The 18,860-nt window shown below is 41.2% G+C and carries 21 protein-coding genes; 8 read left to right on the forward strand and 13 right to left on the reverse strand.

Annotated features, from left to right (window positions below; all coding sequences use genetic code 11):
- Positions 1–11: 11 nt before the first annotated feature.
- The 8 genes from ylqF to HMPREF9124_RS06790 all read left to right on the forward strand — a co-directional run bounded on the left by ylqF (position 12) and on the right by HMPREF9124_RS06790 (position 8,343).
- Positions 12–890 (forward strand): ribosome biogenesis GTPase YlqF, encoded by an 879-nt coding sequence (ylqF, locus tag HMPREF9124_RS06755; protein ID WP_009429450.1) that lies wholly within the window; start codon positions 12–14, stop codon positions 888–890.
- Between the two features lie 87 nt (positions 891–977).
- Positions 978–1,622: a ribonuclease HII gene (locus HMPREF9124_RS06760; protein ID WP_009428909.1), complete on the forward strand. Its 645-nt coding sequence runs from the start codon at positions 978–980 to the stop codon at positions 1,620–1,622.
- Positions 1,623–1,728: 106 nt separating this feature from the next.
- Positions 1,729–2,091 (forward strand): YraN family protein, encoded by a 363-nt coding sequence (locus tag HMPREF9124_RS06765; protein WP_009428970.1) that lies wholly within the window; start codon positions 1,729–1,731, stop codon positions 2,089–2,091.
- Positions 2,092–2,218: 127 nt separating this feature from the next.
- Positions 2,219–3,370: a tryptophan--tRNA ligase gene (trpS, locus tag HMPREF9124_RS06770; RefSeq protein ID WP_009428444.1), complete on the forward strand. Its 1,152-nt coding sequence runs from the start codon at positions 2,219–2,221 to the stop codon at positions 3,368–3,370.
- Entirely contained in the window at positions 3,343–3,891 is a 549-nt protein-coding gene (locus tag HMPREF9124_RS06775) for a Holliday junction resolvase RecU (protein WP_009427930.1), read from the forward strand. The genes trpS and HMPREF9124_RS06775 overlap by 28 nt, the downstream gene beginning before the upstream one ends.
- 157 nt (positions 3,892–4,048) lie before the next feature.
- Positions 4,049–5,449, forward strand: a complete 1,401-nt coding sequence (gene trkA / locus HMPREF9124_RS06780) for a Trk system potassium transporter TrkA (RefSeq protein ID WP_009428539.1) — start codon at positions 4,049–4,051, stop codon at positions 5,447–5,449.
- Positions 5,439–6,887: a TrkH family potassium uptake protein gene (locus tag HMPREF9124_RS06785; RefSeq protein WP_009428027.1), complete on the forward strand. Its 1,449-nt coding sequence runs from the start codon at positions 5,439–5,441 to the stop codon at positions 6,885–6,887. The genes trkA and HMPREF9124_RS06785 overlap by 11 nt, the downstream gene beginning before the upstream one ends.
- Positions 6,888–7,263: 376 nt before the next feature.
- A complete protein-coding gene (locus HMPREF9124_RS06790; RefSeq protein ID WP_009429882.1) occupies positions 7,264–8,343 on the forward strand; it encodes a tyrosine-type recombinase/integrase in 1,080 nt (359 codons plus the stop codon).
- Between the two features lie 104 nt (positions 8,344–8,447).
- On the opposite strand, the gene HMPREF9124_RS06795 is transcribed toward HMPREF9124_RS06790, so the two are convergent.
- The 13 genes from HMPREF9124_RS06795 to aroB form a co-directional block, all read right to left on the reverse strand.
- Positions 8,448–8,849, reverse strand: a complete 402-nt coding sequence (locus HMPREF9124_RS06795; protein ID WP_009429503.1) for a hypothetical protein — start codon at positions 8,847–8,849, stop codon at positions 8,448–8,450.
- A gap of 12 nt (positions 8,850–8,861) precedes the next feature.
- A complete protein-coding gene (gene lexA, locus HMPREF9124_RS06800; RefSeq protein WP_009428285.1) occupies positions 8,862–9,620 on the reverse strand; it encodes a transcriptional repressor LexA in 759 nt (252 codons plus the stop codon).
- A gap of 129 nt (positions 9,621–9,749) precedes the next feature.
- On the reverse strand, positions 9,750–10,076 hold the full coding sequence (gene rsfS / locus HMPREF9124_RS06805) for a ribosome silencing factor (protein WP_009427832.1): 327 nt from the start codon (positions 10,074–10,076) through the stop codon (positions 9,750–9,752).
- Positions 10,077–10,156: 80 nt separating this feature from the next.
- Complete coding sequence (yqeK, locus tag HMPREF9124_RS06810; RefSeq protein WP_009429733.1) at positions 10,157–10,768, reverse strand: bis(5'-nucleosyl)-tetraphosphatase (symmetrical) YqeK; 612 nt, start codon at positions 10,766–10,768, stop codon at positions 10,157–10,159.
- Between the two features lie 154 nt (positions 10,769–10,922).
- Positions 10,923–11,765 (reverse strand): nicotinate-nicotinamide nucleotide adenylyltransferase, encoded by an 843-nt coding sequence (locus HMPREF9124_RS06815; protein WP_009429208.1) that lies wholly within the window; start codon positions 11,763–11,765, stop codon positions 10,923–10,925.
- Positions 11,765–12,064: a YhbY family RNA-binding protein gene (locus tag HMPREF9124_RS06820; RefSeq protein WP_009427760.1), complete on the reverse strand. Its 300-nt coding sequence runs from the start codon at positions 12,062–12,064 to the stop codon at positions 11,765–11,767. The genes HMPREF9124_RS06815 and HMPREF9124_RS06820 overlap by 1 nt, the downstream gene beginning before the upstream one ends.
- Positions 12,061–13,389, reverse strand: coding sequence for a GTPase ObgE (obgE, locus tag HMPREF9124_RS06825; RefSeq protein ID WP_009428252.1), 1,329 nt, complete (start codon positions 13,387–13,389; stop codon positions 12,061–12,063). Before obgE ends, HMPREF9124_RS06820 begins: the two co-directional genes overlap by 4 nt.
- A gap of 64 nt (positions 13,390–13,453) precedes the next feature.
- Complete coding sequence (gene rpmA / locus HMPREF9124_RS06830) at positions 13,454–13,711, reverse strand: 50S ribosomal protein L27 (RefSeq protein WP_009429415.1); 258 nt, start codon at positions 13,709–13,711, stop codon at positions 13,454–13,456.
- A gap of 52 nt (positions 13,712–13,763) precedes the next feature.
- On the reverse strand, positions 13,764–14,069 hold the full coding sequence (rplU, locus tag HMPREF9124_RS06835; RefSeq protein ID WP_009429894.1) for a 50S ribosomal protein L21: 306 nt from the start codon (positions 14,067–14,069) through the stop codon (positions 13,764–13,766).
- A gap of 220 nt (positions 14,070–14,289) precedes the next feature.
- The gene (locus tag HMPREF9124_RS06840; protein ID WP_242821569.1) at positions 14,290–16,047 is read right to left on the reverse strand and encodes a C40 family peptidase; all 1,758 of its coding nucleotides are present in this window, start codon (positions 16,045–16,047) and stop codon (positions 14,290–14,292) included.
- 234 nt (positions 16,048–16,281) lie between these two features.
- Positions 16,282–17,196: an RluA family pseudouridine synthase gene (locus HMPREF9124_RS06845; RefSeq protein WP_009428028.1), complete on the reverse strand. Its 915-nt coding sequence runs from the start codon at positions 17,194–17,196 to the stop codon at positions 16,282–16,284.
- Positions 17,196–17,765, reverse strand: a complete 570-nt coding sequence (locus tag HMPREF9124_RS06850) for a signal peptidase II (protein WP_009427751.1) — start codon at positions 17,763–17,765, stop codon at positions 17,196–17,198. Before HMPREF9124_RS06850 ends, HMPREF9124_RS06845 begins: the two co-directional genes overlap by 1 nt.
- A complete protein-coding gene (aroB, locus tag HMPREF9124_RS06855; protein WP_009428236.1) occupies positions 17,766–18,845 on the reverse strand; it encodes a 3-dehydroquinate synthase in 1,080 nt (359 codons plus the stop codon). It lies immediately after the preceding gene.
- Positions 18,846–18,860: the final 15 nt, after the last annotated feature.

The following is an 18,860-nucleotide window of genomic DNA, read 5'->3' on the forward strand; positions in this document are numbered from 1 at the left end:
AGGAGCCGGAAGTGAAAATACAGTGGTATCCCGGGCATATGGCAAAAGCCAAGAGAAAGATGAAGGAAGATCTGCCCCTTGTCGATGCAATTATTGAAGTAATAGACAGCCGTTGTCCTAACTCCTCTCGAAACCCGGAAATCGATATTTTGGCTAAGGATAAGGCCAGAATCATGCTTTTTAACAAGGCCGACCTTGCAGATCCGGCAAGAACAAAGAGCTTTATGGAAAGCTTTCAGAAGCAGGGCTTCTATACCATGGAAATGGACGCCAGAAGCCGTTCCAGTGTAAAGGGCGTAAATAAGCTTGTCATGGAGAGCTGTGCGGAACTTTTGGAAAGAAAAAAGCAAAAAGGGATTCTTTCCCAAAGCATCAAAGCCATGGTTCTCGGCATTCCGAATGTAGGGAAATCCACCTTTATCAACGCCTATGTGGGAAAGGCCACGGCAAAAACCGGAAATAAGCCCGGAGTCACCAAGGGGGCACAGTGGATTAAGATTGGAAAAGACTTACAGCTTCTCGATACGCCGGGAATCACCTGGCCGAAATTTGAACGAGAGATTGTGGGGCTGAATCTTGCGCTCATCGGTTCTATTAACGATGAGATACTGCCGATAGAGGAGCTTATCTTTTATCTTCTGAAATATCTTACCCGTTATTACGGATCCGCCCTTGTTTCCCGCTATGGAGAAACGCTATTAGGGAAAGAAGAAGCTTTGGAAGCAATGGATGCCATTGCCATAAAAAGAGCCTGCATCAAAAAGGGTGGAGATATTGATTACACGAAGGTATCGAGACTCATTCTGGACGATTTTCGAAGCGGAAGACTGGGAAGAATCAGCTTGGAGCATCCCATGAAATGGGAAGAAGACAGCCGGATGGAAGTATAGATTGGAAGTATAAATTTATTAGATAGTTCAAAGTATGGAAGAATATTCCCATGCTTCGAAAAGGAATGAATTTTAATAGGATAAGATATGACCGATAAAGCAAGAGAAAAGGAAGAGCTTCGGCTCGAGGAAATGCGAATAGAGGAGAGGACAGTTTTAGAGCTTAGCCCGATAGCAGGAGTGGATGAAGCGGGACGAGGCCCCTTGGCAGGACCGGTGGTTGCGGCCTGTGCCGTGATTCCTTTGGATTATCCCTTTTACTATTTAAATGACTCGAAGAAGATGTCCGAGAAAAGAAGAGAATCGCTTTTTGAGGACTTACAGAAAGAAGCCATTGCCTTTGGAATCGGCATTGTTTCTCCGGAAAGAATCGATGAAATCAACATCTTACAGGCGACTTATGAAGCTATGCGAGAGGCGCTGAAGGATATGGAGAAGCATTTTTCGCTTAGCCCGAAGATTCTTTTAAATGATGCAGTGACGATTCCGGGAATTTCGATTCCGCAGAAGGCTATTGTTCACGGTGACGCGAAGTCTTTATCCATTGCTGCAGCCAGTGTCTTAGCCAAGGTGACAAGAGATCATATCATGCTCAAATACGATGAACAATATCCCGAATACGGTTTTAAGCAGCATAAAGGCTATGGGACAAAGGTCCATAGAGAAGCCATTCTTACACACGGCCCCTGTCCGATACATAGAAGAAGCTTTTTAAAGAATTTATATCGTTAAATATGAGTAAACTGCTAAAGAGAATGCAATCTCGATTTGCAGACTTTCCTATGAATAATCAGTGCTTTAGAAATAACACAGCGGTTTATCGAGAGAGGTAAATCAAATGCGGAGTAATAAGGCGAAGAATACCCATCTTCTCGGGCAAAAGTACGAGAATATGGCGGTAGAATATTTGGAAGCAATGGGGTATAGTATTTTGGAGCGCAATGCGCGCTTTCACCATTTAGAGACGGATATTATTGCAAGAGACGTAGAATACCTCTGCTTTATAGAAGTAAAGGGGAGAAAGAGCGGAAGCTTAAGCTCTCCCTATGAAGCCGTGAGTCGGAAGAAAATCCAATTTCTTCGAACCATGGCGGAGGGATACTTGGTAAAACAACATTTATCCTTATATGACACCCCTTGTCGTTTTGATGTACTTTGCATTTCAGGGGAAGAAATAGAGCTCATTAAGAATGCATTTTAGCTACTTAAGAACAGATCTTAGTTATTTTAAAATGGAAAAATGTGTTTTGCATATGATGCTTTTTTATAAAATGATATATTATTTCTCATCATTCGAAAGAGAAGAATAGATAAAGGAGTTTAACGGAATGGAAGAAAAGAGCAAGAATAAAAATGAGCGCAAAGTGATTTTAACGGGAGACAGACCTACCGGAAAACTGCATCTTGGACATTATGTAGGATCTTTACAAAGAAGAGTGGAGTTGCAAAATTCCGGGGAATATGACGAAATCAATATTTTGATTGCGGATGACCAGGCCTTAACCGATAACTACGACAACCCGAAGAAAATCAGAGATAACATTATTGAAGTGGCTCTGGACTATCTTTCTGTCGGTATTGATCCCGCAAAGAGTACTATCTGTATTCAGTCGGCTCTTCCCGCACTGCATGCCCTGTCCTTCTACTACTTAAATCTGGTTACCACGCAAAGACTGAGCCGTAACCCGACCGTGAAGGCGGAAATGAAGCAGAAGGGCTATAGCGGAGAAAATGAAAACGACAACGAGGCGGGACTTCCTGCCGGCTTCTTTACCTATCCGGTGTCACAGGCTGCGGACATTACCGCCTTTAAGGCGACAACCGTTCCGGTTGGAGAAGATCAGCTCCCCATGATTGAGCAGACGAAGGAAATCGTACGACGCTTTAACCAACTTTATCAAAGAGAGGTACTTCTCGAGCCGGAGATTCTTCTTCCGAAAAATTCCAGCCAGAGAAGACTTCCGGGAATTGACGGAAAGGCAAAGATGAGTAAGTCCCTCGGAAACGGTATTTACCTTTCCGATGATGAAAAGACTGTTAAAACAAAGATTATGAGTATGTATACCGATCCTTCTCATATTAATATTACAGATCCCGGTCATGTTGAAGGAAATACGGTATTTACTTACCTCGATGCTTTTTCCAAACAAGAAGATTTTGCCGAGTTCCTTCCGGAATATGCGAATCTTGAGGAAATGAAAGAACACTACAGAAGAGGCGGTCTCGGGGATGTAAAGTGTAAAAAGTTTCTTCTAAAGGTTATGGAAAACATGCTTTCTCCCATAAGAGAAGAAAGAAAACGCTGGGAGAATCGCATTTCCGATGTCTATGATATTCTTTATCAAGGCACGGAAAAGGCAAAGGAAACGACAAATGCCACCCTCGAAGAAGTACGAGACGCGATGCGCATCAATTATTTTAAAGGAAATGAAATCATCGGAGAATGGGATAAATGGGTACATGGAAGTCAAGAGGGCTAAGAGGCTCTCTTCTGGAAGAGGAGCTGAATCAGACTATTTCCCTCTATAGGGAAAAGAACCTCGCCCTCATTCAGAAAATACCGACCCCGATTACTCCTATAGAATTGGATAAGAGTCATAAGCAGATTACCCTTGCCTACTTTGACCGGAAGTCCACTGTGGACTATGTGGGAGTAGTGCAGGGGATTCCTGTTTGTTTCGATGCCAAGGAATGTCATAAGGACTCGCTTCCTTTGCAAAACCTTCATGCACACCAAATGGCTTTTATGCAGGACTTTATGAAGCAGGGCGGAATCAGCTTCATCATTCTTTCCTTTACCGAGAGAAATGAAATCTATTATGTGCCCCTTCGAGAGCTTCAACGCTTCACAAAGAGAATGGAAGAGGGCGGTAAAAAGAGTTTTCGCTATGATGAGCTTCTGTGCTCGCACCGAATTTACCGAAAAAAGGACCTTTTGGTGCACTTTTTAGAGGCTTTAAATGAAGATATTTTACTATTAAATGAAATGTCTTCGGAATAAAGAAACAAACTTATATCATATTCTATCGGGTCGTGTTTTATTGGAAAAAACGAACTGGTATCGTGTTTTATTGAAAAAAAGAACTGATTTCATGCTTTATTAGAAAAACAAATACCGGTCTCATGAAAAGACAATAGTATAGAAAAAGGAAGATGAGATGAATATTATCGTAGTCGGATGTGGTAAAGTCGGTCTGAATTTAGCCGACCAATTAAACAAAGAAGGGCATAACATCACTATCATTGATAATGATGAAAAAGAATTACGACATGCTGTGGACTTTCTGGACGTCATGGGAATTCACGGTAACGGCGCAATGCCCCAAACTCTTCGAGAAGCGGGGATTAGCGACGCGGATGTACTGATTGCCGCAACGAATCAAGATGAAGTCAATATGCTTTGCTGCCTCTTTGCCAAAAAGGAAGGACACTGCAGTACTATCGCAAGAATCCGTGATCCGCAATATACGACGGAAATTAAGTATCTTAGGGATGAATTAAACCTCGCTATGGTTATCAACCCGGAAATGGCAGCCGCAAGAGAAATAGAAAGACTGCTTCGTTTTCCTTCCGCTATAAAAATAGACAGCTTTTCCAGAGGAAGGCTCGATTTGATTCGGGCAAAAGTACCGGAAAACAGTAAACTGGTGGGCATTCCTTTTTATTCTCTCAAAAATGAAATCGGTCTGGATGTCTTGGTATGCTGTATTGAAAGAGGAGAGGATGTTCTCATCCCAAAGGGTTCCGACTGCTTTATGGCAGGAGATGAGATCAGTTTTATCGCTTCTCCGAAAGATATTACAGACTTTTTCTTAAAACTCGGACTCGAATATACGCCTGTGCGGGATTGCATGATTGTAGGCGGCGGAAGAGTCAGCTACTATATTGCAAAATATTGCAAAGAAACACACTTGAAATTAAAACTGAAAATTATCGAAACCAATCGGGAACGCTGCGAGTTTCTTGCGGAAGAGTTTCCGGAGTGCAGCATTATCAACGGAAACGGCATAGACCAGGAACTCTTAAAGCGCGAGGGAATCGAAACCACGGATGCTTTTTGTTCCCTTACCGGTTTTGATGAAGAAAATATCATGTTGTCCCTTTATGCGGGAAAATTATCCGATACCCGACTGGTAACCAAAGTAAACCGTATCAGCTTCGAAAATGTCATTCGTGAAATGAATTTGGGTTCCGTAATTTATCCTAAGCAAATTATTGCGGACAGTATCGTTCGCTATGTTCGTGCATTGGAAAACTCGAAAGGCTCCAACGTGGAAACCCTTTATAAAATCGCGGACGGAAGAGCGGAAGCCATGGAATTCCGTGTATTAAATGACCCGGATTTAATCAATAGAAGCTTTTCCGACATGAATTTCAAAGATGGAGTATTAATTTGCGGAATCATTCGAAATCATAAAGTTATCACGCCTAATGGTTCCGATATGATGAAAGTGGGAGATCGCGTAATCGTGGTTACCAAGAATACCGGCTATAACGACTTAAGAGATATCTTGGAAGAGAAGGTAGAAGAGGAGAGTGTAATCCATTATGAACTTTAGTATGATTGTCTATATTTTGGCATGGGTACTGAAAATTGAAGGAATAAGCATGATTTTACCGCTCATTTGTTCCTTACTTTACAGAGAAAATGATATTGCACTTTGCTTTTTCTTTATCGGAGCGGCATCCATTTTACTGGGATATATTTTAACGGCAAAAAAACCGAAGAAAATTGCTTTTTATGCCAGAGAAGGCTTCGTGATTGTAGCGGCCTGCTGGGTTGTTCTTTCTCTGGTGGGTGCTTTACCCTTCTTTATTTCCGGAAGAATTCCGCACTATATAGACGCTTTATTTGAAATTGTTTCCGGCTTTACCACAACCGGTTCCTCCGTACTTTCCGATGTGGAGGCGCTTGGAAAAGGACTCTTATTTTGGCGTTCCTTTTCTCACTGGATAGGGGGCATGGGAGTTCTCGTCCTGGTTCTTACCGTCCTTCCTCTGGGAGGCGGCTATAATATGATGATTATGAAAGCGGAATCTCCGGGTCCGGAAGTTTCCAAAATGGTTCCCAGGGTAGCGGATACGGCAAAAGCGCTTTATAAAATCTACTTTATTCTGACCATTATCATGATTGTGATTTTTCTCCTTTCCGGAATGCCGCTTTTTGATGCCTTATGTATCGGATTCGGTACGGCGGGAACCGGAGGCTTTGCCATTCGAAACTCCGGAATGGCCGATTATTCCATGCTAAGCCAGTTTTTGATTACCGTATTCATGATTCTTTTCGGTGTAAACTTTAATGTGTATTACCTGATTCAGAGGAAGAAGTTTTCGGATGCATTTCATTCGGAAGAAGCCAGAGGCTATCTTATCATTATTGCGGCAAGCACTTTATTTATCACTTTGAATATCTTCCAGAGTATCGGAAGAGGATTTCTCTTTGCTCTGCATCATGCTTTTTTTACAGTAGGAAGTATTATCACGACAACAGGATTTTCCACCTTGGATTTTAATGAATGGGCTATGCCTTCCCAGATGGTAATTTTATTCCTGATGATTTGCGGAGCCTGTGCAGGATCGACAGGAGGAGGCCTAAAGGTATCGAGACTTCTGATTCTTTTAAAAAGTCTCGGAAAAGAGATGCACTTGATTATTCATCCCGAAGCCATCCGAAAGGTACGGCTGGAGGGAAAGTGCCTGGATCACGCGGTGGTTCGTTCCGTCAGTACTTATTTGATTGCCTATTGCTTTATTTACATGATTTCCATATTCCTCATCAGTTTTGACGGATATGATTTTATGACTAACTTTTCAGCCATTTCCGCAACCTTTAACAATATAGGACCGGGGCTGGGAAAAGTCGGACCGCTAAGCAATTTTTCCGTGTATTCTTATTTTTCAAAACTGGTCATGATTTTTGATATGTTAGCCGGAAGACTGGAAATATTCCCGATGTTGATTTTATTCTCCATAAAAACTTGGAGAAAAACAAACTAAGCCCGATTCGTAAAGCATTGAAGCTCTAAGTATCATTGTATTCAAGATAGGGCTATACCATTGATAAATAGCCTAAACCATTGATAAATAGACGGAACATAGAGGAAAAGAGTAATGAAAATAGGGCTATACCATTGATAAATAGCCTAAACCATTGATAAATAGACGGAACATAGAGGAAAAGAGTAATGAAAATATCGATATAACTATTCGCTAAACTCTTGTTTAACGAATAGTTATATGATAAAATAAGGGTATAGCTGAATAAGCTGTACCTTTTATATTGCAAATAAACAGCTACTTTAAAGATCTATAAAAGAATTATCAGGACTTACAATATTCAATGCTATTTTAAAAAAATGATGTGAGGTGAACCATGGCTTTAGCCTATCATGAGGAATTGGATAAAAAGAATACTTTAAAGCTCAGGAAATTACAAAAGGATCTTCCTGCTTTCTGTAATGCTTTTTTTCGCGGAATTGACCAGATTACCGCGTCTCGCACAAAGATAGCCTATGCCTATGATTTGAAGGTATTTTTTACCTATCTTATGGAAGAACTGAAACTGCATGATTCTATAGAGCAATTTACCATTTCGGATGTGGAAAATTGTTCTATACCGGAACTTGAGGAATATATGGAATATCTCAAGTACAGAACAAAAAAGAAGAAAAATGCTGACGGAGAAATGGAAACCGTCGATATTTTAAACCACAACAAGAGTATTAAACGGAAAATTTCTTCTTTAAAAAGCTTTTACAACTACCTTTACAAGGCCGGTTTAATCAGCAGCAACAAAGCTTCCCTACTCTCCCTCCCCAAACTCTCTCAAGAGGAGATTATTCGTATGGATCAGGGCGAAATTGCGGAGTTTTTGGATGAAGTGGAAAATGGAAATCAATTAAGCAAAAAAGAGCGTGAATTTCATGAGAAAAATAACGTTCGAGACCTTGCCATGATGCAACTTATGCTGGGAACCGGGATACGTGTTTCCGAGTGTGTGGGGTTAAATTTATCCGATTTAGACTTTAACAATAACGGAATTCGCATTCATAGAAAAGGCGGTAAGAATGTCACGATTTACTTCTCGGACGAGGTGGAAAGCGGGCTCCGTGCCTATTTAGAGGAAAGAAAGCTGAAAATTCCGGCTTCAGGACATGAAGAAGCCTTATTCTTGTCCATACAAAACAAGCGTATTTCCGTTCGTTCCGTAGAGAAAATGGTAAAAAAATATGCCGGCAGAGTTACGCCTTTAAAGCATATTACGCCGCATAAGCTGCGAAGCAGCTACGGCACAAATCTCTATCAGGAGACAGGAGATATTTATCTTGTTGCCGATGTGCTCGGGCATAGCGATGTAAATACAACGAAAAAGCACTATGCCGCATTAGAGGAAGAAAGACGAAGAAGCGTACGAAATGTTGTTCGCCTCCGGAAAGAAGAAGGAGAAAGCTAAAATGGCTTTCTTCCTTTTTAATGGCTTTCTCCTTTTTTTCGCAAGATAGAATTACACACTTACAAAGAGTTCGCATTTTACAAGGAACAATTCGATGAAACTGTCTAAAAGAACGACGAATTCTCTTCATTCCAGCGCTGTTCTTCCTTATATTTCTTGACTCGCCTTTGATAAGTCCTGAGCTGTACACCGGCATATTCCGCAACTTCAGCGCTCTTATGTAACTTACTGTAGAGGAATACTTCCGAAACTTTCTTTGCAGAACCGTAATCTCTTTTCTTTCCGGCAGCTCTTTTTAACCTGTCCAAGGCGATATCCCATTTTAATATAGACTTTTCTTCTTTATTTTGGGATAAAGAAAGCTTCATGCCATATTTTTTTAAAAGAGAATCCAGCTCTGAAACTTCTTTCTGAATCTGCAAAAAAGCTTCCTCATCCTCTACTCTAAGCTCCAGGCTTTCCACCACATGTTTTCCGAGACCCGGTTCAGACCATTTTTCCAACATAGGCTTTACTCATTATAATCCAAGACGAATCAATCCCACGGCTTTACCAAGGATGGTACAATCTTCAACAATAATCGGATCCATGCCATCATTTTCCGGTTGTAAACGAATATGTCCATTTTCTTTGTAAAAGCGCTTTACCGTGGCACTGTCATCCACCAGAGCAACAACCACTTCACCCTGGGCGCAGGTGTTCTGCTTAGCCACAATCAGATAATCTCCATGAAAAATACCGATGTTAATCATGGAATCTCCCTTAACCTTCAAGATAAAACTTTCCTGATTGGGAAGTAAATTCACGGGAAAAGGAATGTTCCCGGTGATATTCTCTTCGGCAAAAATCGGTGTTCCTGCAGCAACTGTTCCCACAATGGGAAGGGCAGCCATCTCTTCTCCGTAAGCTTCCGTAGAAACCGTGTCCTCATCAGAAGTCGTTTTTTCTATAGAAGAATCTTTTTCTATAGAAGAATCAACGGTTCCGGAATCGTTGTTTTGTTCCTCGTTCTGCTTTCTCTCCAAGCTTAATCCTTCACGGTTTAGAATTTCGATAGCTCTTGGGTGAGCAGGATCCTTTCTGATTAAGCCAAGCTTTTCCAAATCATTTAAATAAGTGAACACACTGGAGGTGGACTTTAAGCCAACTTTCGCACAAATATCCCGCACAGAAGGGGGATAATTCCGCTTCTGCACACAATCCTTAATGTATTCATATATTTCTTTCTGTTTTTCCGTTAAATTATCTATGCTATATACTTTTTTGGGTCTTCCCATGCTATCCTCCCGGAATCAGTTCTTCGTCTCTACAATCTCGCTCATATCTCTCTCACGAACTTTTGTTCTTATAAAGTATAGCATAAAGAATCTAAATTGCAAACATTTGTACGGAAATAGTTCTATTCTTTACATTTCCATTCTTTTCGCATCAGACCAGATTTTTTCCAGATCATAAAAAACTCTCTGTTCCTTTGTAAACAGATGCACCACAATATCTCGATAGTCCATCAGTATCCAACCGGAACTGCTCTCCCCTTCCTTATTTACCTCTAAACGAACATCCTCTTCTACCGCATCTTCCAATGCATCCAACTGCCTTACATTTTCAGCGGATGCCAATATAAAGTAATCAGCCAAAGTGGATATTTCGGAAATATCAAGAGCAAGAATATCCGTGGCCTTTTTTTCCTCCAAAATAGTCATGATTTTTTTTGCTAAAGCTTCTGATTCCATATTTATCCTTTCCGTTCCCTATTTTCTTTCCTATACTTTTTTGTTTTTCTATGTATGCTATCTTTTTCAATGCGTTTATTTTACTGTATTTCCGGCGCTTCCTCACTCCGCGCTTGATAATAACGTAATGCCTCCAGGGAGGACGTACAAAGTGGCTGTCCCTTTTCTTCGACATACTGTATCGTTTGAGATAAGGCTAAATACATCGCCTCATCCAGATTAGTAAAGGCTACTCTTCTCACCTCTTCCAGTTCCTCCCTATAGCCTCTTCTCACCTCAATATAATCCGCCAGATAAATTATTTTCTCCAGCAAACTCATCGCCGGTTTTCCGATAGTATGGTAGTAGATAGCCGATAAAATCTCTTCATTCTGAATTTGAAAATGCTTTCTGGCATATGTTGCACCGTAAATCCCGTGCAAGACCTGCGGAGCTGCAATATATTCCGGAAGAAGGGGGATATGCTCCCTTTCACAAGCGGAAATTAACTCTTTCTTCCCCATAAATTTTGCACAGTCGTGGCAAAGCCCTGCAAGCTCTGCAGCCTGTAAATCATAACCATGGGCCATGGCAAGGGCTATCGCCGAAAAGGAAACACTGATGGAGTGTTCGTAACGATTTTCCTGTAAATGCTCTTTCAAATGTTTCCGAATGGATTTGATTTTCTCCAGATATTCCTTTTCTTCTATCAAAGCAAGCTCCTTTTACGTCAATATTAATATTGACGTTTTCCATAAAATAATGGCTTTTTCTATAAATCTTCTTGCCATCTATAAAAATACAATTTCACAATGATTCCATTTCCGCAAATTGCCAACTCCGGCAACACAAACTTTATCCTATTTCTTATTCATAAAAGCGATTCTTTTGTATAAATTCTATTACCGGCTCGGGAAGCATTCCTTCTATTGATGCTTTCTCCTTAATTCGCTTCCGAATAAGGGAACTGGAATATTCTATTCTTTCCATCTCCAAAAAAGTACATTGCAGCCCATAATTTATTTTCAAGAATACAGTTCTCTCTTCCAAAGCTTTTTGCTCCGCTTCTCCGTTTCGATTGGCTACCAAAAACCTGAGCATTTTCCCTAACTCTTCAGTTTTGTACCAGTTCTCCAAGGTATAAAATTCATCGGTTCCGATAATCAAAAACAGTTCTGCATAAGGAAAAATCTTTTTTAAAAGAACAGCGGAATCATAGGTATAAGAATTGCCGCTTCGTTCTCCCTCCATCGTGGAAAAGAAAAATTTTGTTAGGCCATCCTGTTCAAAAGCAAGTTTTCTGTTTTCCTCTTGCAGTGCCAGTCTAAGCATCTCCGAACGTGCAGAAAAAGAAAGCAAATCTGTATTTTCCTTATGATAAGGGAGCCCTGTAGGCAAGAATAAAACGCATTCATTCGAAAGAAAACAATTCTTTCCCTCTTCAGTCACTCCGTCTTCGGATGCGGAAGCAATTGTACTGTCCTTTTGCTTATCATAATCCGGTAATTCTCGTTTGTAAGGTATCCATTTCCGCTCACATTGCTTACATTCCTGTGCTTCCAGAGCCTTTAGGGCCGTTCTCCCCAAGATTAAATGCCCGTAATGAACGGGGTTAAAGCTTCCGCCAAGGATTCCGAGCTTTTGAACCGAGGGAAAGCACAGTCCGTTTTCGATATCGGAAAGACTGAAGCATAGATTTTGCTTATCCATTAGAAGGCTCTGTTCTTTTCTTCTTTTGCCGGCTTATACAGTACTATTTTTCTTCCGATAATCTGTACCAGCTCGGTATTGGACCGCTCTGCTATAGTATTTCCCAACTCATGCAAATCTTCGTCGCAGTTCTTCAGCACATTAATCTTCATGATTTCATGCTTTTCCATGTATTCTTCCACAGAACGGGTAAACTCAGGCGTAAGGGCATTTTTCCCAACGGAAAGCACCGGATCAATGCTTTGTGCAGCACTTCGAATACGAGCCCGCATCTTACTATCTACAATATAAGACTTCATTCTTCCTCCCCGGACTCATTTTCATCCGCAGCTTCATCGTCATAATATTCAAATTCATGTGAGAAAATCTTAATGGTATCGCCTTCCTTCAAGCCCATTTTTTTAAGTTCTTTGATAATTCCCTGTTCCACCATAAAGCGCTGGAAGAAAAGGAACCCTTTTTCCGCCTCTAAATTGGTGTATCCAAGCATCTTCTCCATCTTCGGCCCCTCCACAAGGAAGAGTCCCTCTTCCGGATGCTCATACTTGATGGGAAGGGATTCTACCGCACCCAGGCTTTCCAGATCCACTTCACTTTCATAGAGCATTTCCTCTTTACTGATTCCTTCCAAGAGTTTGTATGCTTCTTCCAGAAGAGGATAAATTCCCTGATTGCTTGCAGCGGAAATTTTAAAGAAAGGATAATGCATTTCCTTGCAATATTTCTCCAAGTCCTTCAGTGCTTCTTCCTGCTCCTCGGATTGAATAAGTTCTACTTTATTTGCGGCAACAATAATCGGTTTCTTTAAAATCTCCGGATCATAGCTTTTGCACTCGGCATGAATGCTCTTTAAATCCTCCAAGGGTACCCTTCCTTCCGATCCCGCCCCATCCACAAGGTGTATAAGGACACGGCAGCGGTGAATATGGCGAAGAAATTGAAATCCGAGTCCCACTCCTTCACTGGCTCCCTCAATCAGTCCCGGAATATCCGCCATGACAAAGCTTCTGTCTCCCTTTAAATTCACCACGCCAAGGTGAGGATTTAACGTCGTAAAATGATAGTTGGCAATTTCCGGTCTGGCATTACTACACATGGAAAGAAGAGTCGATTTTCCTACATTCGGAAAGCCCAAAAGCCCTACATCCGCAATCACACGAAGCTCCAGGCGGAGAGTAATTTCTCTTGCTTCCTGCCCGGGTTGAGCAAACTTTGGAGCCTGCATAGAGGGTGTTGCAAAATGCATATTGCCCAAGCCGCCCTTTCCTCCCGGAAGCAGGACAATTCTGCGGTTTTCCCCGCTCATATCGGCAATCACCTTACCTGTTTCCGCATCCTTTAACAGAGTTCCGGCAGGAACCTTTAAAATCAGGTCCTTTCCGTTCTTGCCGTGCATTTTACGTCCATCGCCTTCCTGTCCGTCTCCGGCAGTATATTTTGTTTTATGGCGAAAAGAATCCAAGCTGTTCAGACCATCATCCACTTCTACGATAATATCTCCGCCCTTACCGCCATCTCCGCCATCAGGTCCTCCGGCCGGTACGAATAGCTCTCTTCGAAAGGAAACATGTCCATTTCCTCCCTTACCGCTTCTTACATAGATTTTTGCTACGTCAGCAAACATATAAGCTCCTTTTATATTGAAGAAAAAACCCCACACCGGAAACCGGCATGGGGTTAACATTTCTTTATGCCCTTGGAAGAACAGAAACCTGCTTACGATCTCTACCTAATCGGCCGAACTTTACAACACCGTCAACCTTAGCGAATAAGGTAAAATCATTTCCCAAGCCTACATTTTGACCCGGATGAATTCTTGTGCCGTTTTGCTTGTACAGGATATTTCCTGCCTTTACAAACTGTCCGTCTGCTCTTTTCGCACCAAGTCTTTTTGAATTAGAATCTCTACCGTTTTTGGTAGAGCCCATACCCTTATGATGAGCCATTTTTTACTCCTTCCTGCAATAAACGAGTTTGATACTTCCTACTCGTTACGAATTAACCGATCTTGTCAATCTTTACTTCCGTAAAGAGCTGTCTGTGACCGTTCTTCTTGTGATAACCGGACTTTCTCTTGTAACGGTAAACAATAACCTTCTTGCCCTTACCGTTCTGAAGAACCGTTCCGGAAACCTTCGCACCTTTCACAGTGGGAGTACCAATCTTCAGAGAACCGTCGTTAATAAGAAGAACCTGATCAAAGGAAACCTTTGCTCCCTCTTCCACTTCCAACTTCTCTACGCGGATTACATCGCCTTCACTGACTTTGTACTGCTTTCCGCCACTTACAATAACTGCATACATTTAGGACATCCTCCTATAAATTTACTCGCTAGCTTTGGTGAGTTGACACTGCTTAAACCTAGCTATGCGGCATCTAAGCTACTCTACAGTATTTTCCTTCTTCCGTCAAGCAGTTTTCTTGATTCCAAAGTGAAAATTTTCTTGATTTCAAGGTGAAAACAGAGCTATTTCTTCACACCGAAATAATCCGGCTTGGAAAGACCTTTAACGAATGAAATATCTATGGCAGAATACTCCTGTAATAAGGATAGTTTGCAGAAACCTCATCTACGGAAACGGTTCCTGCCGTAGAGTTCTCATGAATGGCAAGCATTTGTCCTTCTTCCGTCCATGCCAAAAACATCACAACATGGCTTTCCCCGCTGGGCTGAATCACCAGATCTCCGGGAATCAATTCACTGCGTTTAATTTTATTTCCCTTTCCAACGAGTTCCTTCGTACTGGAAGCAAAATCCAGGGGATTTTCCGTGCCGCTCCAATACGCCCATTGTACAAATCCCGAGCAATCCAGCCCCTTTTTATTTCTTCCTTTATAATCCCGTCCAACGGTTTTCCCGAACTGGTTTCCATCCAACCCCTGCTTTGCGGCCTTTCCGCCATAATAATAGGGAACCTTCCCTACAGCGCTTAGGGCATAGTATATCACATTCTTTCGTTCTGCACTCAAATTCTCCGGCAGCATACTCATGTAGCGGGAAATTTCTTCTTCACTAAGCGGCATCTTGGTTTCAACAGTGGATAAACTTAAACCGTATGCATTGAACCAGTCCGTATCTATTAATTGATTCACTGCATTAATGCATTCCTCATTCCACCCCTTCCATCGGGAGCTTGGCATATTGTCAAATGGCTCATCCTTTTTTAAAGAATCCAGAATGATTTCTTTCAAACCGTTTTGATCTCCAAATTTCTTGACTTGAATCGTAATCGTCAAATCGACATGACCGGGACAATAATTCTTCGGTAAACTCTTCTTCTCACTACTTTCGGTTGTTTTCTTTGCTTTTTTAGCACTCCCGTTTTCCATTTCAGAAGGACTTACTTTAGAACTGTCGTTCTCCCCTTCTTTCCTTTCTTTATTTGCTTCTTCAGCGGGGTCCGAAGCTGAACTTTCCTCTGTACTTTCAGTTGAAGCACTCGATTCGGGAGCCCCGGTGGAAGAAACAGTTCCCTCTATCTTCTGATTTTCCGCTACTTTTCCGTCTTCAATTTGTTTTCCCGATAATTTTTCTTCCTGTTCTTCCACTTCCTTTCCAATCTGCGTCTCGGAAGCACTCTCCGCCGAATCTTTCTTAGTCTCTTCCATCCCTTCCGTTTGTTTTTCTTCTTTTTGAATTTCTTCTACAGACTTTCCTCCCGCATTTTCCGCCTCTTCTTTGGCGCTGAGATTTACACAGCCATCATCATAATAGACAGGACTGATGGATAAGCTGTAGGAATGAGACTTTAAGTAGAGTTCCTGACAGATTTCCTTGAAATGCTCAATATCCAGATAATTATGCTTGTAGCTATAAACGGATACCATGGCAAGAATGTCTTTAACATTACTGGAATCCTCAATTTCCTGCCCGTCTCCGTTTAGAAATCGATAGTGAATGTTCTTGAAATAGGCCACAGGATAAGAAGCGGAACGATTTTCATTTTCTCCCTGTATTGCAGGATTATATTTTCCCATAATACGGGAACGTTTAATCCCCAGGCTTTTTGCCACCTTTTCCGGCGTTTCTCCTGCCTCATCCGTAATAGAAGCCAAGTACCGACTGTCCATACTCATCATTTCTTTATAGAATTGATCTCCTATGGATTGCCCTTCCTTATTTTTTTCATAGAAAAGATTATAAACATCAATCTTTGGACTATAATTTAAAAACACGTCTTCCGCTCTGTCATAGTACAGTTTCATAGTCGGTAGAGTACTACTGCTGACTACCGGTTCGGCAACCGGTACTTCTTCCTTTTTTTCAGATGTATTTTTCAAATATAAAAGACCCAGAAAAATAAAAGAAAGTACAATTATACATTTTTTTGTACCAATCCGTTTCATTTTCTCTTTAGCAATTTTTATCCATTTAAAAAAGTAAATCAAAACTCTCCTTCTCCCTAACCACTACCTTATTTCATTTCTCTCTTTATGAATTTCGTTATTCTACAACCGAAGTAAAATCTATGCTTTAAGAGTTTGATAAACTTCTATTACATTTCTTGAAAATTTTTATCTGCTTATTCGAAGTTTGTTCAGAAGCTTTTGAAAGTCTTCCGGATAATCTGCGGAAAATTCCATATACTCTTCGCTTCGCGGATGAACAAAACCCAAAACCATAGCATGAAGGGCCTGGCCTTTTATTGCATAAAGATTCTTTTTCGGGCCGTATAAAGGATCTCCCAATAGCGGATGTCCGATACTTTTCATATGTACACGAATCTGGTGGGTTCTTCCGGTCTCCAAACGGCATTCCAAAAGACTGGCATTTTGCAGATTTTCCAAAAGCCGATAATGGGTTATCGCTTCTTTTCCATGCTTGTAATTTATCGCCTGTTGTTTTCTGTTTTTTTCATCTCTGCCGATAGGAGCGGAAACGGTCCCCTGCTCTTCTTTCAATCTCCCCGAGCAAATAGCATGATAACGACGAGTAATGCTATGTTCTTCCAACTGCTTTGCCAAGGCCTTATGACTAAAATCATTTTTACAGACCAAAATTAATCCGGAAGTATCCTTATCAATTCTGTGTACAATTCCGGGACGTAAAACGCCGTTAATGGAGGATAAACTCTCTCCGGCGTGAGAAAGCACTGCATTGACAAGAGTCCCGGATGTATGACCGGGAGCAGGATGAACAACCATTCCTCTCGGCTTATTAATCACCATCAGATCATCATCTTCATAAACGATTTCCAAGGGAATTTCTTCCCCTTTTACAGCCAAAGGTTCCGGTTCTTTTTCAAACAGTTCAATTCTGTCTCCTGTCTTAATCTTTGTAGAAGCCTTAGACGGCTTTCCATTGTACAGAACCAAATTCTCCTCTATCATTTTCCCGATAAAAGATCTGGTATATTTTGCAGTATTTTTCTCCGCAAGAAAACTGTCCAGACGTTTTCCCGCATCGACGTCTTCAACAATAAAAACCATTAGTTTTCCGCCTCATTTTGTTTGGATGTCTTTTTTAAAAAGCCCATATCTTCTTCCTTGTAGTAAAACCCGAGTAAATACACAAGTAAGAAAGAAGCACAAGTAACATAGATATCCGCTACGTTAAATACAGGAAAGTCAATAGGACTGAAATAAATAAAGTCCACAACATAGGATTGAAGCTGCCTATCAATAAAGTTTCCGATTGCACCGGAAAAAACAAAACAAAGCGCAACAAATAAAGGATAATAAGATTTCCCTTTATTTTTCCGGACTCTTTCCCCTCCAAAATTATTCATCTTACAATGCAGCGGAAGCTTCCAAAGAACATATAAGATTCCCGTCAATACAATCACGGTAATCAACAAAAAGAAGCCCTGCTGTCCGTGTAAAATTCCGAAAGCGGCACCCGGATTTTCCACATAAACAAGAGAAAGAGTATGGGGAATGAGGGAAATTTCCGTTCCGGCCTTCAGCGTACTCACGGCCCAATGCTTCGTCCATTGATCCATCCCGACAAGAACCGCAGCAAGGGTAAAAAAAAGCAAATAGCGTCGAATCTTATTCATCTAGTCCTCCACGAAACGATAAAAAGCCTGCTCCAGTGTTTCCTTCTCCAAAGCCTCGTCTATATAAGGAGAACAGAGGTGATGCAGCAAAATAAATTGCAAATGGTCTTTATTTTGCTTTTTATCTTTTTTCATGGCAGAAAAGACTGACTCAAAATCCATTTTTTTGCAACGGACTTCCAAAGATAAATCTTGCATCAATTCTTCAATACTCTTTCTTTCTTCCTCGGATATCCCTGCACAAAGACTCAGCGCCATAAGGGAACCGAAGGCCACACATTGTCCGTGACTGTAGGAGAAATCGGCAACTTTCTCTATCGCATGTCCCAAGCTATGTCCAAAATTCAAGAATTTTCTGTCTCCATGTTCAAAAGGATCCTTTTCGACAAAGTATTTTTTGATTCTGTTGCTCTGATAAATGGTCTCTAAGAGGGTATCCGCATCTTTTTCGATTAATCCCTGTCTGTGCTCCATTAAATACGGAAGATACTTTGGATTATGAATTAATGCATGCTTAATAATTTCTCCCATCCCTGATGCATATTGCAGTGCAGGCAGAGAAGAAAGTGTATGCATCGAGGAATAAACCAGGCAGGGCATATGAAACGCTCCAACCATATTTTTATAATGCTGAAAGTCCACTCCTGTCTTTCCACCGATAGAAGAATCAACCTGGGCGAGAAGGGTGGTGGGAATCTGAATAAAGCGTATTCCCCTTAAGTAGGTTGCAGCGGCAAATCCTGTCATATCTCCCACTACTCCGCCACCAAGTGCAATCATAAAGTCCTTCCGTTGTAGTCCAAAAGCGATTGCCGCCTCATAAATTGTAGAAATATGGGATAAGGTCTTATTTTCTTCCCCGGAAGGAAGCACCACGGATTCCATTGAAGAGAAAGAGGAACGAATCTTATCCTCCAGTTCTTTAAGATAAAGCGGAGCAACATGGTCATCCGTTACAATCAAAACCTTCTGTTCCTTGCAATCCAGTTCCTTTAATTTTTCCGAAATTCCGGAAAAATTTTTCTCCAAATAAATGGAATAACTATGAAAATCTTTCTCGTAAATATCCAGCTTTCGCATATCTGCTCCTTGCAT

Origin of the sequence: Oribacterium sp. oral taxon 108 str. F0425, assembly GCF_000214455.1 — a bacterium.
In the GTDB taxonomy this organism is placed as follows: domain Bacteria; phylum Bacillota; class Clostridia; order Lachnospirales; family Lachnospiraceae; genus Oribacterium; species Oribacterium asaccharolyticum.

Bases quoted from the DNA above. Each gene is read 5' to 3' on its own strand.
- HMPREF9124_RS06775 (WP_009427930.1), top strand. From the start codon at position 3,343: ATGGGTACATGGAAGTCAAGAGGGCTAAGAGGCTCTCTTCTGGAAGAG.
- HMPREF9124_RS06765 (WP_009428970.1), top strand. From the start codon at position 1,729: ATGCGGAGTAATAAGGCGAAGAATACCCATCTTCTCGGGCAAAAGTAC.
- HMPREF9124_RS06850 (WP_009427751.1), bottom strand. From the start codon at position 17,765: ATGAATAAGATTCGACGCTATTTGCTTTTTTTTACCCTTGCTGCGGTT.
- rsfS (WP_009427832.1), bottom strand. From the start codon at position 10,076: ATGGAATCAGAAGCTTTAGCAAAAAAAATCATGACTATTTTGGAGGAA.
- HMPREF9124_RS06760 (WP_009428909.1), top strand. From the start codon at position 978: ATGACCGATAAAGCAAGAGAAAAGGAAGAGCTTCGGCTCGAGGAAATG.
- obgE (WP_009428252.1), bottom strand. From the start codon at position 13,389: ATGTTTGCTGACGTAGCAAAAATCTATGTAAGAAGCGGTAAGGGAGGA.
- rplU (WP_009429894.1), bottom strand. From the start codon at position 14,069: ATGTATGCAGTTATTGTAAGTGGCGGAAAGCAGTACAAAGTCAGTGAA.
- trkA (WP_009428539.1), top strand. From the start codon at position 4,049: ATGAATATTATCGTAGTCGGATGTGGTAAAGTCGGTCTGAATTTAGCC.
- HMPREF9124_RS06790 (WP_009429882.1), top strand. From the start codon at position 7,264: ATGGCTTTAGCCTATCATGAGGAATTGGATAAAAAGAATACTTTAAAG.
- HMPREF9124_RS06815 (WP_009429208.1), bottom strand. From the start codon at position 11,765: ATGGATAAGCAAAATCTATGCTTCAGTCTTTCCGATATCGAAAACGGA.
- HMPREF9124_RS06820 (WP_009427760.1), bottom strand. From the start codon at position 12,064: ATGAAGTCTTATATTGTAGATAGTAAGATGCGGGCTCGTATTCGAAGT.
- lexA (WP_009428285.1), bottom strand. From the start codon at position 9,620: ATGGGAAGACCCAAAAAAGTATATAGCATAGATAATTTAACGGAAAAA.
- HMPREF9124_RS06795 (WP_009429503.1), bottom strand. From the start codon at position 8,849: ATGTTGGAAAAATGGTCTGAACCGGGTCTCGGAAAACATGTGGTGGAA.
- HMPREF9124_RS06845 (WP_009428028.1), bottom strand. From the start codon at position 17,196: ATGGTTTTTATTGTTGAAGACGTCGATGCGGGAAAACGTCTGGACAGT.
- trpS (WP_009428444.1), top strand. From the start codon at position 2,219: ATGGAAGAAAAGAGCAAGAATAAAAATGAGCGCAAAGTGATTTTAACG.
- aroB (WP_009428236.1), bottom strand. From the start codon at position 18,845: ATGCGAAAGCTGGATATTTACGAGAAAGATTTTCATAGTTATTCCATT.
- HMPREF9124_RS06785 (WP_009428027.1), top strand. From the start codon at position 5,439: ATGAACTTTAGTATGATTGTCTATATTTTGGCATGGGTACTGAAAATT.
- rpmA (WP_009429415.1), bottom strand. From the start codon at position 13,711: ATGGCTCATCATAAGGGTATGGGCTCTACCAAAAACGGTAGAGATTCT.